This is a genomic window from Paenibacillus sp. PK1-4R (genome assembly GCF_030369595.1).
Classification (GTDB): domain Bacteria; phylum Bacillota; class Bacilli; order Paenibacillales; family Paenibacillaceae; genus Paenibacillus.
Window position 1 is genome coordinate 5,770,710 of record NZ_CP126535.1, and the last position, 13,031, is coordinate 5,783,740.

The window sequence follows — 13,031 nt, forward strand, 5'->3', positions numbered from 1 at the left end:
TCTTCCTCAATCGGTTAAACATGTTTTAAGCCTCTCCCGTTCCTTTATAAAAATAAAATATTTAATCCGTCTTGTGAACGTGTTCAATCCGATATTTAATCCTTTCTCATACAAGTCTACCAAAGGTTAGCTGTCAAGTCTTTCAATATTTGGTTACATTTTCGTAAACAGAACCGTTACACTACCCAATCTACCGATTCCAATGTAAACACTGACATATCAACGTTATCCCGTTTTTCGGATCGCGTTTCCCCTTCCCTTATATAAACGTGGTACAGCTCATATGGTTACATATTAATGCAACTAATTAGTCCACCCTTACGATCCATTCTCCACGTAAAAACAAAAAAGAGGACCCACGAAGGGTCCCCTCTGTAACCAATGCCTCACATCACTGTGTGCCTGATTCCGATTCTGAATCTTTATTTTTGTCTTTTTTCGGTACACCGTCGAGACCGAATTCCTCGTCATAGGCATCGAAGATTGCACGTGCAACCGGAGCCGCACTGCTCGATCCAAAGCCCCCTTCGGGGATAACCACAGCGACAGCAAGCTTTGGATTATTACGTGGTGCATAGGCGATAAATACACCGTTATCCACCAGTTTACCGCCTACTACCTGTGTCGATGTTCCTGTTTTTCTAGCAAAGTCATAAGGGAATCCGCTAAATGCAGATACCTCGGTTGCCATGCCTCGTTGTACTTCATTCCAGTAGGCATCGTTAAACTCCACCGTGCTGAGTACCTTCGGTTTTACTTTCTCGACCACGTTGCCTTCCGAATCCCGGAACTCTCTAACCAGTTGTGGCTCCATCCGCTTTCCTTTGTTTGCCAGCATTGTCGTGTACTGTGCTAACTGCATGGTTGTGTATTTTCCCTGCTGTCCAAAGGAACCATACACGAGACGAGTCAACGAGCTTTCCGTGTCGTTCATGTAATCCCGTATGCCCAGGAATTCATTCGGCAGATCAACCCCTGTAGATACCCCAAGGCCGAACTGCTTCATGTATTCATCCCATTTGTCAATTCCGGTCGCACCGTATTTTGAGTACATCTTCTTCCCAATCTCATCAATCATGAATACGTTCGAGGAATGACGAATCGCATCACGAGGATACATTGCACCATACACATGCCCTGATGAGTTCTGCACTCTGCGATTGTCCCCACCAAAGGTCGTTGAACCTCTATCCGAATAAACCGTATTGGTAGTGAAGAAACCTTCTTTCAAACCGATCAAGACACTAAGCGGTTTGATGGTGGAACCGAGTAACACGATCGACTCAGCTCGCTTTTTAGAGTCATCCGGAGGGAATGAACGAATCGTACCATTTTGATACACATATTTAATATCATCATACTGATCATTTGTGATACTGCCTGTTCTCCAGATGTTGGTATCATAATCTGGCATACTGGCAGCAGATACGATTTTCCCCGTATCCACTTCCATCGCAACCGCAAATCCGGTCTTGGCATTGGGATGCAATCGACCGGAAACCTGATTCCGATGAAGCCAACTCAACTGGTCTAGGATGGCCTGTTCTGTTTTCACCTGAACGTTCTTGTTAATGCTGGAAATCAGGTCGTAACCTTTCTGCGGCGGGGTAGAACCAGCCACACCTTCAGGCAAATTACGCAAATCAACATCAACGGATGTATATCCGCTTTTGCCGCGGAGAGCATCCTGATATTGCAGTTCCAGTCCATCAAAGCCTACAAATTCATTTTCCGTATACACCAGGCCCGGATCCGTTTGCGTTTTATTGGCCTCGTCCACCTCTTTGTATTTGTCCAAGGACTTCGAACTTCTGAACTTCTTCAGATAACCGATTGTCTGAACCGCTACCGTATCCGGATCGTAGAATCGTACACTCTCCTCGACGATCTGAATACCTTTGAACTCATCCTTATGTTGCAGGAAATAAGCGACTTCTCCCTCGGACAGATCACTCTTGATCAGACGCGGCATAAAACCGTTCGCTTTGCGGGAGTTCAAGTCCATCTCTTCAATAATTTTCTCCACTGTAAGTGACTCTGAATCCTTCAGCTTGTACTGTTCAAATACATCATGCAATCGGGTTGCAATATCCTGCACTTCCCCTATGTTAGGACTCGGTTTCCCATCAACATCCCCATAGTTTTTATACAGTGTCAGGTAGAGAGACTGAATGGGCTTGGAATAAGCCAGCTTCACTTCACCTGTAGAATCATAGATCGTGCCTCTCACAGGAGGAAGCGGTACATCCTTGGTAATGTTACTTGCTTCTTCCTGACTAAGTTCAGGGCCCTCCACAAATTGCAAAAAGGCCAAGCGTACAATAATAACGCTAAAAATAACAAAGGAAGCGAAGAAAAATACGTTCATTCGGTAACTGAAGCGCCGTTTGTCTGTAAGTTCATCCTTCTCATTGGAATGCTTTTTCATCCATCCTACCTCTTTCATGACTTGATGCATACCACTCAAACTGATTCTTCGCGGCATGATAACCTGGCAACGTCGTCATATTCCGGACCCATGTCCATTGTAATGTTAAGCTGACTGATCCTTTAGATGGGTGTCGGCAAAATTCGGAGGATTAAACCAGTCTCCACTGATCGCCCATGTCGGGTCAAGCGGAACCCAGCTCTCGGAATCACTCAAATACACCTCATTCCACGCATGCGGACCGTACCCTCCCTGGCCGTTATAACCAAGTCCTGTAACAACTTTGACTTCAAGTCCTTGTGAACGGGCCATCACGGCATAGAGACGGGCATAATCAATACATACGCCTTTGCGTGTATCAAATGTATTCTGTGGATTCTGTTCATGCCATATGCCCTTTTGCTCATAGTCATCCACTTTACCATAGTCATACTGAATACGTGAACCTACCCAGTCGTATAGTGCTCTTGCTTTGGCTTCATCTGTCGATTGGCCTTTAACAATCTCACTCGCTGCAGATTCAATGTCCGTCGGAATATTGTGGTCGATAACTTCATATTTGCGTTGCAGGATGCCGCCCAGTTCCTTCTGCACAGCCTGCGTAAATACGGGAAGCTTGTCCTTGATAAACGTTCCAGACAACGGTTCGATAACCGATTTGGCCCCTTGCATATAGATCGGAGACGCCTCCACATATCGGCTGAACATACTCCCGGGATAAAGACTGACAATCATAAACAAGACTGCAATAACAATCATTCCGCGGACGGAGCCTATGATCGTGCCAATTAATGCACCCGTCAACCGACTAAACATACCTTTAGGCGCACTTTCCTCGGCTGACCCCTGCCTGCTGCTAAAAATAAATGAAGAGAGAAACCCGAGAATCAGTCGGATGAGTCCATAGCTTAATACAAATAATACAGCGAACCGCATTAGTGGAAAATCTGCAATCGCCGTAACCAACGTATAATACATCTGTTCCCACCGGTTCAACTCACGATTAGGCATGGCAGAAGCATACTCAGACAGCCACTGCTGTACATATGGTGCAAGCCACAATGTTAAACCGATCGACAACAGAATACCAATGACCGCCATAATGCCATCCATCAGGAACCCAAAGAGTCTGCCTGCTGAACGCGAAGCCCCTCTGGACCAACCCTGCAATAATGAAGCAGCCACAATCAGCAGCAGCATAATCGTGATGCCATTCAATTCCTTCAGGCTGTCCAGCCAATTCTGCAGCACGTACCGATTCCCCCTTTACTACGATGCTGGTGCTGTTTTGTTCTCCTGTGCCTGTTCGACAAACGTACGTATAGTTTCATTGTCGAGTTTCCATTCGCCAAGTGAAATTCCGCGGAAGGTCACATCAACTTTATCCGATTGAGTTCTGCCCTTAATCTCCACATTGGGACTTGTGATGGTGAACGCTCCATCCTGTCCTTTGACGTATTTCGCTTTGGAAGCCTCCTTAAGCATCATGCTGGTTGCTTCCTTCTTCAATGTGTCCATCGTGCTGGATTGTACGTCTGTCACTGTCTGTTTGATCTGATCAATGGAGATGCCGCTGTATATCAGTAGAGCCGCAATAATGATGATGGCAATCGCCCATTTCAATACGGTTTTGACCACATTCAGAACAAAGAACAATATGATCAATGCAACCACGATCACCAGCCAGTTCTGCATCACAAACTCTTTGATTACTTCTATGTTCATGACTACACCTTCCGTATTAGAATTCATTCGTAACACTCCCGAATATTATACATGATTTCCGAAGCTGCTGTCAGCTAAGCCCTCTCCCTTAAAAATAAACGGTCTAAGTTCGTCCCGCCGGGCGTACAAGTAGTACCATGAGGTTCTGCCGGGCGAACGGGGAACACGTTCAAGACCTGTAGTTTGAACATGCATCGCTTAACAAGGAGGGGCTTATGTGAAAACGGCCATCTGGCTATACCTGTTTTTGTTCCTTGCTGTATTTGATCTGCACGCCCAGTATCCCATTCTGACCCCTTTTGCCATCTCGCTGGGAGCCGCCCCTACTTTCATTGGCTGGATGATGGGCATTTATTCCTTAACGCATCTTCCTGGCAATCTGATTGCTGGAACACAAATCGATAAACATGGCAGTCGCCGCTACATTGTATTCAGTCTGCTCGGAGCAGGATTGATCCTGCTCTTACAAGCCTATGTCCAGACACCATGGCAACTGCTGGCGCTGCGTTCCATCAGCGGTTTTGTACTGGCCTTCCTGTCTCCTGCATGTCTCGCCCTGCTTGCACAGTTATCCAGCGATCCGGTGAAACAGGGGAAGTATATGTCAGGTCACGGGGTAGTACATACCCTTGCGTCTGTGGTATCTCCCGCAGCCGGTGCGATCATTGTGGGTTCCATGGGATTCTCTGCTACATTCTCAGGTTTGGGGTATTTGCTTATTCTCACAGGTGTCATTGCTTTCATGACGATGCCCCGTGGCATCATCAAGCAGCATGAGAGAGTAACTGAACCTGCCAAACCTGACGTTTCACCAGCAGATGCCACAAGTGCATTCCTGCCGGTGTCCTGGCGATACTTTGCCTTGCCTCTGGTGATTGCCTGTGCTCAAGGGATTCTCTTCTTCGAATTACCCCTGCGGGGCGGAGGACAATCGTCCATCATGTCTACCGGCCTTTTATTTTCCGTAATCAGTATTGGGGCACTCTTCACACTCAGCATGTTATTTCTCAACCGGTATTCCCCCAAGCTGCGTCTGGTTGTGGGCGTGCTGTTAATGTCCTTGTGTTTTTTTGTGATGGCAGCCATTCCGCAAGTTCCCTTGTCCACCGTATTATTTGTACTTGGGATGTCCAAAGGCATCATCTTTCCAGCTATGGCAACCCTATTTATCCGTCTGAGCGGAGGAAGCAAGTTGGGCCGCATTTTCTCGCTGCAATCCATCGCCACCTCCATCGGCTCTTTCATCGGCCCCATCACAGCCGGGCAACTTCGTGTCGGGTTATCACCCTATTTCATCGCATTTCTTTTGTTAATGATTGGTATGCTACTGCTTCCATACTATACAAGCAGAGGTGAAGCTTCCCTTGCCGATCCCAAAACTATATTAAACTAAATTCCGATCAGTCTCTGTCTCCTTACCGTTATGGCATCAATTAGGCCAGTATTTTCATTAGCTTTGCATCATTCCCCCATTTACAGCTAAACTATATAAAATGGACTAACGTTTTACACACGAACGGAGCGGCCTAGGGATCATCAGCGCTGTCTTTAAGATTTCATTTTTTTCTTGAATACCGTCATCGGGTATGGATGATCATTGGAAGTAGTGAAGGGGACGGAATCGATTTTGAAGAAGCGATAGCGTTCGCCTTTGTCTCCATATTTCAACCTATAAAAAATTAATCAGAAATTTGGAGACAACAGCGATCGAAGGAACGATCCGTAACCGTAACGGCCACTCCTGATCAGAAATTAAACCCTGAGGTACGTGAAAAGAATTTAGAAATCAGAGGCGCTCCTATCCGCGTGGTGAACAGTGTAAAGAAAGGAGTCCATTTTATATAATCAGTCGATTTTCGCTGCAACATTTCCCGGGGAATGTCGACATAAGCTCTCGAACAAGAGGTGAATATCATGCCTATTCATGTCATTGTGGAAGGTAAGAATGACCGAAGCAAACTGAAACGTTTGGTTGGACCCGAAATCAACATTCTATGTACGTTTGGAACACTTAATTCCCTCAAGTTGGAGACCCTGCGCAAGCAAGTCGGTTATGATGAAGTCTTTTTATTTATGGATAATGACAGTTCCGGCAAAAAAATTAGAGGTGTACTTCGAGATGCTTTCCCGGATGCAGTACAGATGTATACACGACGAGGATATGCGGGTGTGGAAGGAACACCTGATGAGTATATCATTGCCCAGCTGGAAAAGGCCGGGTTAGAGACATACATCCAATACCCTGAACATCCTTCCTTTTAAAATGAAACACCAAAAGGCTGCCTTTGGGTTGATATCCAACCTGAAGGCAGCCTTTACAGTATGATGATCAGATGGTTATTCGTTGATCAGATTGCGAATATCCTCGGCAATGACAGCTGGCACAACGTCCTCTGTATTAAATGCGTTATATACCTTGCGCAGCTGGTTGTTCTCATCCACCAGACCAATCATGTTCATATGGGCAAAATCATCCTTACTCTCCCCATCGATCAGGATCTGGAATGATTCCCTGGCCAACTGTTTGGTTTTGTCCATATCCCCTCGCAAGAAGTACCATCCGGAATAATCCGCGTGGAAGCGGTCCGCAAACGTCTTAATCTTTTCTCTTGTATCGACTTTCGGGTCGAATGAAATAGATACAAATGAGACATCTTTACCGAAGGTGTCGTCCTCTTTCAACAGATCCTGCACCTGAGATAACGTAAAGGTCGTAATAGGGCAGACATCCGGACAACTGGTGAAATAAAAGTAGAACAATCGGACTTTCCCTTGAGTATCCTCCAGTGATACCGTACTGCCATCTACATTTTCCATAGAAAAGGATTGGATTTCACGAATCTCGGGTAATTTTTCCTTACTGGCAAATACGGTGCCCCACATCAGATACACAGCCATTATCAGTACGAGCCCGAGCAGCATCCATGTCCATTTGTACTTTTTCAGCATCTTCCTCGTCCCTTCTGTATCTCCTCTTATGAATACGCATACATATGTGAACCTAAAATCACGTTTGTTTCGCTTCATCCATCTACTGTGACATATGTATTCAAAGAAACCTACTTTTTATGAGATTCTATATTATTGTAACGGTTAAAAGGAACAATGCCCATAAATTATTTTAGCGTTGTATATCATTCGAATAGTATCGTACGTTCTCTGGCGATTTTTCTCACTGTATCCGATATAAAGTTTATCATAGGAACTGCCAAAATAGTTTGACAAACTACGTACATTTATTGGGTATGTCACAGGTAATTGTCATAACTTTGAAATTAGGGATGTTTTGCATCCTGACAGACGGATATTATACACTATATATGGGTATCACCTAGATAGAGAAGTAATATGCCTTAGAACGATACACCACACAAAGGAGACGTTTATGGATACCTCTACACATTTTGTCATGGGGATTGGTCTAGCCGGTCTGGCTTATGTCGATCCTGTTGTCGCGGCTAGTCCCATGCTTGCAGCTGCGGTAATGGTTGGCACGATCGCCGGTTCTCAGGCCCCAGACATCGATACTGCGTTACGTCTCAAAAGCAATTCGCTTTACATTCGGAATCATCGGGGCTTGTCACACTCTCTGCCATTTCTCCTGTTATGGGTTTTGCTCATCACCGGCGTCATTGCATTGATATTCCCTGGTGTCCCTATTGGACACGTTGCCACGTGGACCGCTGTGGCCGTAGGCTTTCACGTATTCACCGATCTGTTCAACACCTATGGAACCCAAGCCGCCCGGCCTTTTACGGAACGCTGGATCGCCTGGAACATCATTCATATTTTTGATCCGTTTCTATTCACTACACATGTCATAGCTATCCTGTTATGGGCCTTTGATCTGATCGCCCCTGCACCACTCTTCGTTACGTTGTATAGTTTGACCGGTTTATATTATATATGGCGAACGATTGCTCGTGCACAAGCGGTCAGAAAAGTAAGACGTCTCGACAACAGCCCAGAGCAGGCAAGATACATCGTCATTCCAACGATATCCTGGAACCGCTGGCATGTGGTTAAACGAGTTGAGGACGGCAGTTATGTGATCGGTAAAATGGATGGTTCTAATCTGGTATGGAGTCTGCACGCCTCGTCTTCTACTCATGCGGCCGTTGCTGCTTCACGCAAATCACCGGAAGTTAGTGCCTTCCTCTATTTCACCTCCTATGCGGTGGCAGAGGTTGAAGAACTGCCTGCCGGTTACAAGGTCCGCTGGGCAGATGTACGTTATCGACACCGGAAACAATATCCATTTGTCGCTGTAATTGTGATGGATCGGAATTTTGAAACGATTGATACGTATGTAGGCTGGTTAAGCGATGAGAAAATGGATAAAAAACTTTTATCTGCACGCCCTTGACGAAGTGAGCATGGCAAGGCACAATCAGACATAGGAACTGATACGCGAGAAAGCCCGGAGCGTTTCCGCTCCGGGCTTTCTGTTTATCCTGTTTTGTTGCTGTTGGTTAAAATAAATTATTTGCCAGACCCAGCCAGAGACTGCTCAGCGATTTGTACCAGACGTTTGGTGATATATCCACCCAAAGATCCTGTTTCACGGGAAGTGTAGTTACCATAGTAACCGTCTTGTGGGATAGTTACACCCAGTTCCTGTGCAGCCTCGATTTTCAATTGTTGCAGTGCTGAATTTGCCTGAGGTACCACCAAGTTGTTAGAACGAGATCCTTGAGCCATATTTATAATCTCCCTTCAATCTGTGTCTGTAATGTAATTGCAAGCTTGCAAGATTATTATGGCTCGTAGGCTACAGGTTATACGGAGTTTTACTAAATTTGTAGATGGAGGTTTTTCCCAATGAGTAAAGGCTTATCCTTATGGTTCGCATTCTCTTCGATTATCTTGTTAACGGTTTCAGCAATTATGATCTCCTACTCCGGTTGGTTTGCTGCACTGATGTTTGTCCTGTCCATTGCCAACATTGGCTGGGGATTTGTGATTCGTGCCAAAAAAGAACGTCAGGAAGTTCGCTCGGCTGCTTCTGAGCCCACTTCTTGAGCAGGTCAATTTGATAGTTCAATAATGAACGCACAAATAAAGAGGAGTCCTTCAATAGGGCTCCTCTTTATTCATGTTAACTATTCATTCCATGAAATATGAAGATCTTGTTCAGCACTACTGTTTACGTCTCGGAACAAATCCCATACGTTCTTTCACTGCATCCAACGTTTGAGCAGCAACTTCTTCTGCACGACGGGCTGACGTATCCAGAACATCCGCCAATTCGCCAGATTCACGAATCTCATTATATCGTTGTTGTAGCGGTTCAATCACAGATACAACCACTTCAGCCAGTTCCTTTTTGAATGGACCGTACATCTTGCCTTCATAACGCTCAGCTACTTCTTTAAGCGTCATACCTGCACATTCAGCATAGATACTCATCAGATTGCTGACTTCCGGTTTGTTTGCCGGATCATATACGACTTCACGTCCCGAATCTGTAGTGGCACGGCTGATTTTTTTGCGAATGACATCCGGCGGATCCAGCAGGGCAATATAGCTGCCAGCATTAGGGTTACTTTTGCTCATTTTCGAAGAGGCATCATCAAGTGACATTACCCGAGCACCTACCTGTGGGATATACGGATCTGGAATGGTAAAGTACTCCCCATAACGGTGGTTAAAACGTCCTGCCAGATCACGTGTCAGTTCCAGATGCTGCTTCTGATCCTCACCTACTGGTACAAGGTCAGCATTGTATAACAAAATATCCGCCGCCATTAATGATGGATACACGAACAGTCCGGCACCAACGGAATCTTTACCGGATGATTTATCCTTAAACTGAGTCATGCGTTCAAGCTCACCCATGGAGGTCAGCGTTGTCATCAACCAGCCCAATTCCGCGTGCTGCGGTACATGGGATTGCAAAAATACGTTAGATTTCGAAGGATCAATACCTGCTGCAATAAACAGTGCGGCTACTGCTTCCGACTGTTCACGCAATGCTGCTGGCTCCTGAGCCACGGTGATGGCATGAAGATCAACCACCATGAAATGACATTGATAGTCATGCTGGAGTTTTACAAAATTTTTGATAGCACCAATATAGTTGCCCAATGTGAGCTTACCGCTTGGCTGAATACCTGAAAGTACTGTTTTCATTACACATAACGCCTCCCTGATTGTATATAAAAAAAACTCCTGCCATTCTCTGCGGACGCAAAAAGGCCCCACATCCGCAAGGGACGTGAGACCGTGGTGCCACCCTTATTCGCTTTTCTTCCATTGCTCCTGACCCTGAATCAAGTCAAGCCGAAGAAATGCCTTCATTGTTCCGTAACGTGGATTATACGGCAGACTCTAGTGGGGCAAGCCCATCTCTGGCTTAACCTGTTCAAACCTACACTCAAGGGTCCATTCGGTTAAGAGCTCACACCGGTTCGCATCAACCACCGGCTTTCTGAAGAGGATTCTCTTGGCCTACTTATCCCTGTCATCGATTTCATGTCATTCAATTCTAATAAATGCTTTCAGAGTTCCATCTTAATGCGCACAGGCGCGAATGTCAAAATGAGTTGAACTTTTTTACCCGAGACATCAAAATCTGTTATGATGGAATTGCTTATCCTGTTGCCTGCTTCACACGAAATAGCGCAGGAAATAGCTGGCATGTACACAACGACACGCCTGCAGCAGTAGCTTCATCACAACTGCTTGCAGACAGATTTCAAGTGGGAAAAGGAGCATCGATATGAAACAAGTGACCAAAGGCCAATGGAATGGTTACGACACGTATATCCTACATAGCCGTGAATTGGAAATCACCCTGCTGCCGCGTCTTGGAAATAATATTATTTCTATTCGCGATTTAGTGCAGGACAGAGATGTCGTCCGCCGTCCGGATGAAGACGATCTTGCCTTTTATCTGCAGAAGCCGTACCATTTTGGCGTTCCTCTCCTGATTCCACCAGGGCGCATTCATCGTGGACAATTCGAATATGAAGGCGTTCGTTACCAGTTCGATCAGAACACGGCGAATGACAACCATATTCACGGTCTCCACCGTACCCAATCCTGGTGTGTCAGTGACATTGAGGAAGATGAAGACGGCTGTGCAATTACGACTGAATTACTGACCGAAAATGAAGAGCATTGGATGGCTCAATTCCCGATTCCCCTGAAACTTGAGATGACGTTCAGTCTGCAAAACGCTGTATTTAGCCAGCGTCTGCGAGTCACCAATCTGAGCTCAACACCTGCTCCTTTTGGGATGGGATATCATACATGGTTTTTGTTAGACGGCAAACCTGCCGACTGGACACTGCAACTGCCTGTTTCCGGAATATACGGACAGAATGAAGAACAATTACCGACAGGTGAACTGGAGTCCCTGGGTGAATGGTCTGCTCTTAACGAAGGCATCAATTTGCAGGGACGTAACTGGGATACCCTGTTGAAAGCTACCGAAGGTGAACCGGCTACGGCTTACTTACGCAGGCAAGATGGATATACATTGAAATATTCAGCAGATGAAGCATTTTTCAAACATTGGGTTCTCTTTACCAAAGGTGAATCCGATCAGTTTTTGTGCATTGAACCGTACACTTGGCTCCCGGATGCACCTAATTTGGCTTTATCGGATGAACAAACCGGGTTGATCCGCTTGGAACCGGAACAGCCTGTTGAGTTATTTACACGTATTGAGGTTATACCTCCTACAGACTAAACGAGCTGATCCTCCTCTATTTTGCTTTTACGCATATCACCCTATATTTTGATATCAATATACAACTTGCCGACCCGCATTGGGTCGGCTTTTTTATGTGTCCTGTGCACTGATAGTTATCCATATTTTCCCTTACGCCATATCATGTATATTTCCTTATTCTCTAACCATACTAACATCACCAACCCATAAGGAGGTGACACATATGTACGGAAGTCAAAACCAAGGTAGCGGTAGCCGCTCCAACAACCTGGTCGTTCCCCAAGCAACAGCAGCATTGCAACAATTGAAAATTGAAGCTGCTCAAGAGCTGGGTGTAACTATTCCACAAGATGGTTACTACGGTAACTATACTTCCCGTGAGACAGGTTCTCTGGGTGGATACATCACTAAACGTCTGGTGCAAATCGCTGAGCAGCAATTATCGGGTCGTTCGTAAGCTCGTAATTATTGCTTGAGCCTAAGCAGAATCCAAAAGTAAAAGCGGCCTTCTTCGGAAGTGCCGCTTTCTCTTGTGCAACTAATTAGGAGGTCGACTCCATATCTGAATCCTTGTATGTATTGGTTCTAGGGTAACGAATCATCAGGCTTGCCATATTGTAATTAGATTCCATTGTTGCATCTACCAAAATCATACCTTGTCTTACTGTGAAGTCGTATGATATCTCGCCATGCGTCCAATTGCGTTTGAATTTCAACGTCTCCAGTGCCATTGCCCGGAAAGAAGTTCTCTGGGTTTTGTTTAGCCCCCCTTCCTCCACATCCATCTGCCCATCTCGTCCAGCTATCGGATTATGTCGAATACCGAATTTCCCAATTACGTTGTTTCGTATTTGCACAAAAACTACCCCTGAATCTAACCCTGATAACTCATGATCAAGTTCTTTGAATACCAGATCCAACTGCCTCGCTAATGAAAGCTCATCAATTTTCATATTAACACTCTCCTTATATGCTTATAGTCCTATACATCAAGGACTTACGACTCATTATATGACATCATATGCGCTCATTCAACAAACAAAGTCAAAGTTGGGTATTTCTAACTATTATTTGCACAATTAATTGCCATTCCACTCCCTTAAACTGAGCTTTTTCACTCAATTACGACAAAATCTTCGAGAATCGAAAATGAGGACTCAGTACAAAAAGAGGCTGCAATCCCGTGTCTGTTAACAGGGG

General features: G+C 45.3%; 13 protein-coding genes and 1 other annotated feature. Of the genes, 6 read left to right on the top strand and 7 right to left on the bottom strand.

The features are described 5' to 3' along the window. Positions 1 to 391: 391 nt before the first annotated feature. The 3 genes from QNO02_RS25075 to QNO02_RS25085 all read right to left on the bottom strand — a co-directional run bounded on the left by QNO02_RS25075 (position 392) and on the right by QNO02_RS25085 (position 4,180). On the bottom strand, positions 392 to 2,428 hold the full coding sequence (locus tag QNO02_RS25075) for a peptidoglycan D,D-transpeptidase FtsI family protein (protein WP_091037911.1): 2,037 nt from the start codon (positions 2,426 to 2,428) through the stop codon (positions 392 to 394). A gap of 105 nt (positions 2,429 to 2,533) precedes the next feature. Further along, positions 2,534 to 3,679, bottom strand: coding sequence for a transglutaminase domain-containing protein (locus QNO02_RS25080; protein WP_249912814.1), 1,146 nt, complete (start codon positions 3,677 to 3,679; stop codon positions 2,534 to 2,536). An 18-nt stretch (positions 3,680 to 3,697) separates the two neighbouring features. Beyond that, entirely contained in the window at positions 3,698 to 4,180 is a 483-nt protein-coding gene (locus QNO02_RS25085) for an ATPase (RefSeq protein ID WP_174806458.1), read from the bottom strand. 190 nt (positions 4,181 to 4,370) lie between these two features. Between QNO02_RS25085 and QNO02_RS25090 the strand changes: the two genes are divergently transcribed. Next, positions 4,371 to 5,546 (top strand): MFS transporter, encoded by a 1,176-nt coding sequence (locus QNO02_RS25090; RefSeq protein ID WP_289390340.1) that lies wholly within the window; start codon positions 4,371 to 4,373, stop codon positions 5,544 to 5,546. Positions 5,547 to 6,067: 521 nt separating this feature from the next. Beyond that, positions 6,068 to 6,415: a toprim domain-containing protein gene (locus QNO02_RS25095; protein WP_062837991.1), complete on the top strand. Its 348-nt coding sequence runs from the start codon at positions 6,068 to 6,070 to the stop codon at positions 6,413 to 6,415. 75 nt (positions 6,416 to 6,490) lie between these two features. Here QNO02_RS25095 and QNO02_RS25100 read toward each other — a convergent pair whose 3' ends face one another. After that, positions 6,491 to 7,102, bottom strand: a complete 612-nt coding sequence (locus tag QNO02_RS25100; protein ID WP_289390341.1) for an SCO family protein — start codon at positions 7,100 to 7,102, stop codon at positions 6,491 to 6,493. A 436-nt stretch (positions 7,103 to 7,538) separates the two neighbouring features. Between QNO02_RS25100 and QNO02_RS25105 the strand changes: the two genes are divergently transcribed. Beyond that, positions 7,539 to 8,519 (top strand): metal-dependent hydrolase, encoded by a 981-nt coding sequence (locus QNO02_RS25105; protein ID WP_036605731.1) that lies wholly within the window; start codon positions 7,539 to 7,541, stop codon positions 8,517 to 8,519. 116 nt (positions 8,520 to 8,635) lie between these two features. Here QNO02_RS25105 and QNO02_RS25110 read toward each other — a convergent pair whose 3' ends face one another. Beyond that, complete coding sequence (locus tag QNO02_RS25110) at positions 8,636 to 8,854, bottom strand: alpha/beta-type small acid-soluble spore protein (RefSeq protein ID WP_017692386.1); 219 nt, start codon at positions 8,852 to 8,854, stop codon at positions 8,636 to 8,638. A gap of 120 nt (positions 8,855 to 8,974) precedes the next feature. On the opposite strand from QNO02_RS25110, the gene QNO02_RS25115 reads away from it, so the two are divergent. Continuing rightward, positions 8,975 to 9,175: a hypothetical protein gene (locus tag QNO02_RS25115; RefSeq protein ID WP_249912812.1), complete on the top strand. Its 201-nt coding sequence runs from the start codon at positions 8,975 to 8,977 to the stop codon at positions 9,173 to 9,175. 117 nt (positions 9,176 to 9,292) lie between these two features. On the opposite strand, the gene trpS is transcribed toward QNO02_RS25115, so the two are convergent. Next, on the bottom strand, positions 9,293 to 10,285 hold the full coding sequence (gene trpS / locus QNO02_RS25120) for a tryptophan--tRNA ligase (RefSeq protein WP_036605729.1): 993 nt from the start codon (positions 10,283 to 10,285) through the stop codon (positions 9,293 to 9,295). 76 nt (positions 10,286 to 10,361) lie between these two features. Next, positions 10,362 to 10,629, bottom strand: a binding site (T-box leader). Between the two features lie 245 nt (positions 10,630 to 10,874). Here trpS and QNO02_RS25125 point away from each other — a divergent pair. Continuing rightward, positions 10,875 to 11,849, top strand: coding sequence for an aldose 1-epimerase (locus tag QNO02_RS25125; protein ID WP_036673298.1), 975 nt, complete (start codon positions 10,875 to 10,877; stop codon positions 11,847 to 11,849). Positions 11,850 to 12,054: 205 nt separating this feature from the next. Further along, a complete protein-coding gene (locus tag QNO02_RS25130) occupies positions 12,055 to 12,288 on the top strand; it encodes an alpha/beta-type small acid-soluble spore protein (protein ID WP_047841310.1) in 234 nt (77 codons plus the stop codon). An 85-nt stretch (positions 12,289 to 12,373) separates the two neighbouring features. Here the strand turns inward: QNO02_RS25130 and QNO02_RS25135 are convergent, their stop codons facing one another. Continuing rightward, complete coding sequence (locus QNO02_RS25135; protein WP_091037917.1) at positions 12,374 to 12,784, bottom strand: O-methyltransferase; 411 nt, start codon at positions 12,782 to 12,784, stop codon at positions 12,374 to 12,376. Between the last annotated feature and the right edge of the window lie 247 nt (positions 12,785 to 13,031).

Excerpts from the sequence above, each read along its gene's own strand:
- QNO02_RS25075 (WP_091037911.1), bottom strand. The coding sequence starts at position 2,428 with ATGAAAAAGCATTCCAATGAGAAGGATGAACTTACAGACAAACGGCGC.
- QNO02_RS25085 (WP_174806458.1), bottom strand. The coding sequence starts at position 4,180 with ATGAATTCTAATACGGAAGGTGTAGTCATGAACATAGAAGTAATCAAA.
- QNO02_RS25095 (WP_062837991.1), top strand. The coding sequence starts at position 6,068 with ATGCCTATTCATGTCATTGTGGAAGGTAAGAATGACCGAAGCAAACTG.
- QNO02_RS25100 (WP_289390341.1), bottom strand. The coding sequence starts at position 7,102 with ATGCTGAAAAAGTACAAATGGACATGGATGCTGCTCGGGCTCGTACTG.
- QNO02_RS25105 (WP_036605731.1), top strand. The coding sequence starts at position 7,539 with ATGGATACCTCTACACATTTTGTCATGGGGATTGGTCTAGCCGGTCTG.
- QNO02_RS25110 (WP_017692386.1), bottom strand. The coding sequence starts at position 8,854 with ATGGCTCAAGGATCTCGTTCTAACAACTTGGTGGTACCTCAGGCAAAT.
- QNO02_RS25115 (WP_249912812.1), top strand. The coding sequence starts at position 8,975 with ATGAGTAAAGGCTTATCCTTATGGTTCGCATTCTCTTCGATTATCTTG.
- trpS (WP_036605729.1), bottom strand. The coding sequence starts at position 10,285 with ATGAAAACAGTACTTTCAGGTATTCAGCCAAGCGGTAAGCTCACATTG.
- QNO02_RS25125 (WP_036673298.1), top strand. The coding sequence starts at position 10,875 with ATGAAACAAGTGACCAAAGGCCAATGGAATGGTTACGACACGTATATC.
- QNO02_RS25130 (WP_047841310.1), top strand. The coding sequence starts at position 12,055 with ATGTACGGAAGTCAAAACCAAGGTAGCGGTAGCCGCTCCAACAACCTG.
- QNO02_RS25135 (WP_091037917.1), bottom strand. The coding sequence starts at position 12,784 with ATGAAAATTGATGAGCTTTCATTAGCGAGGCAGTTGGATCTGGTATTC.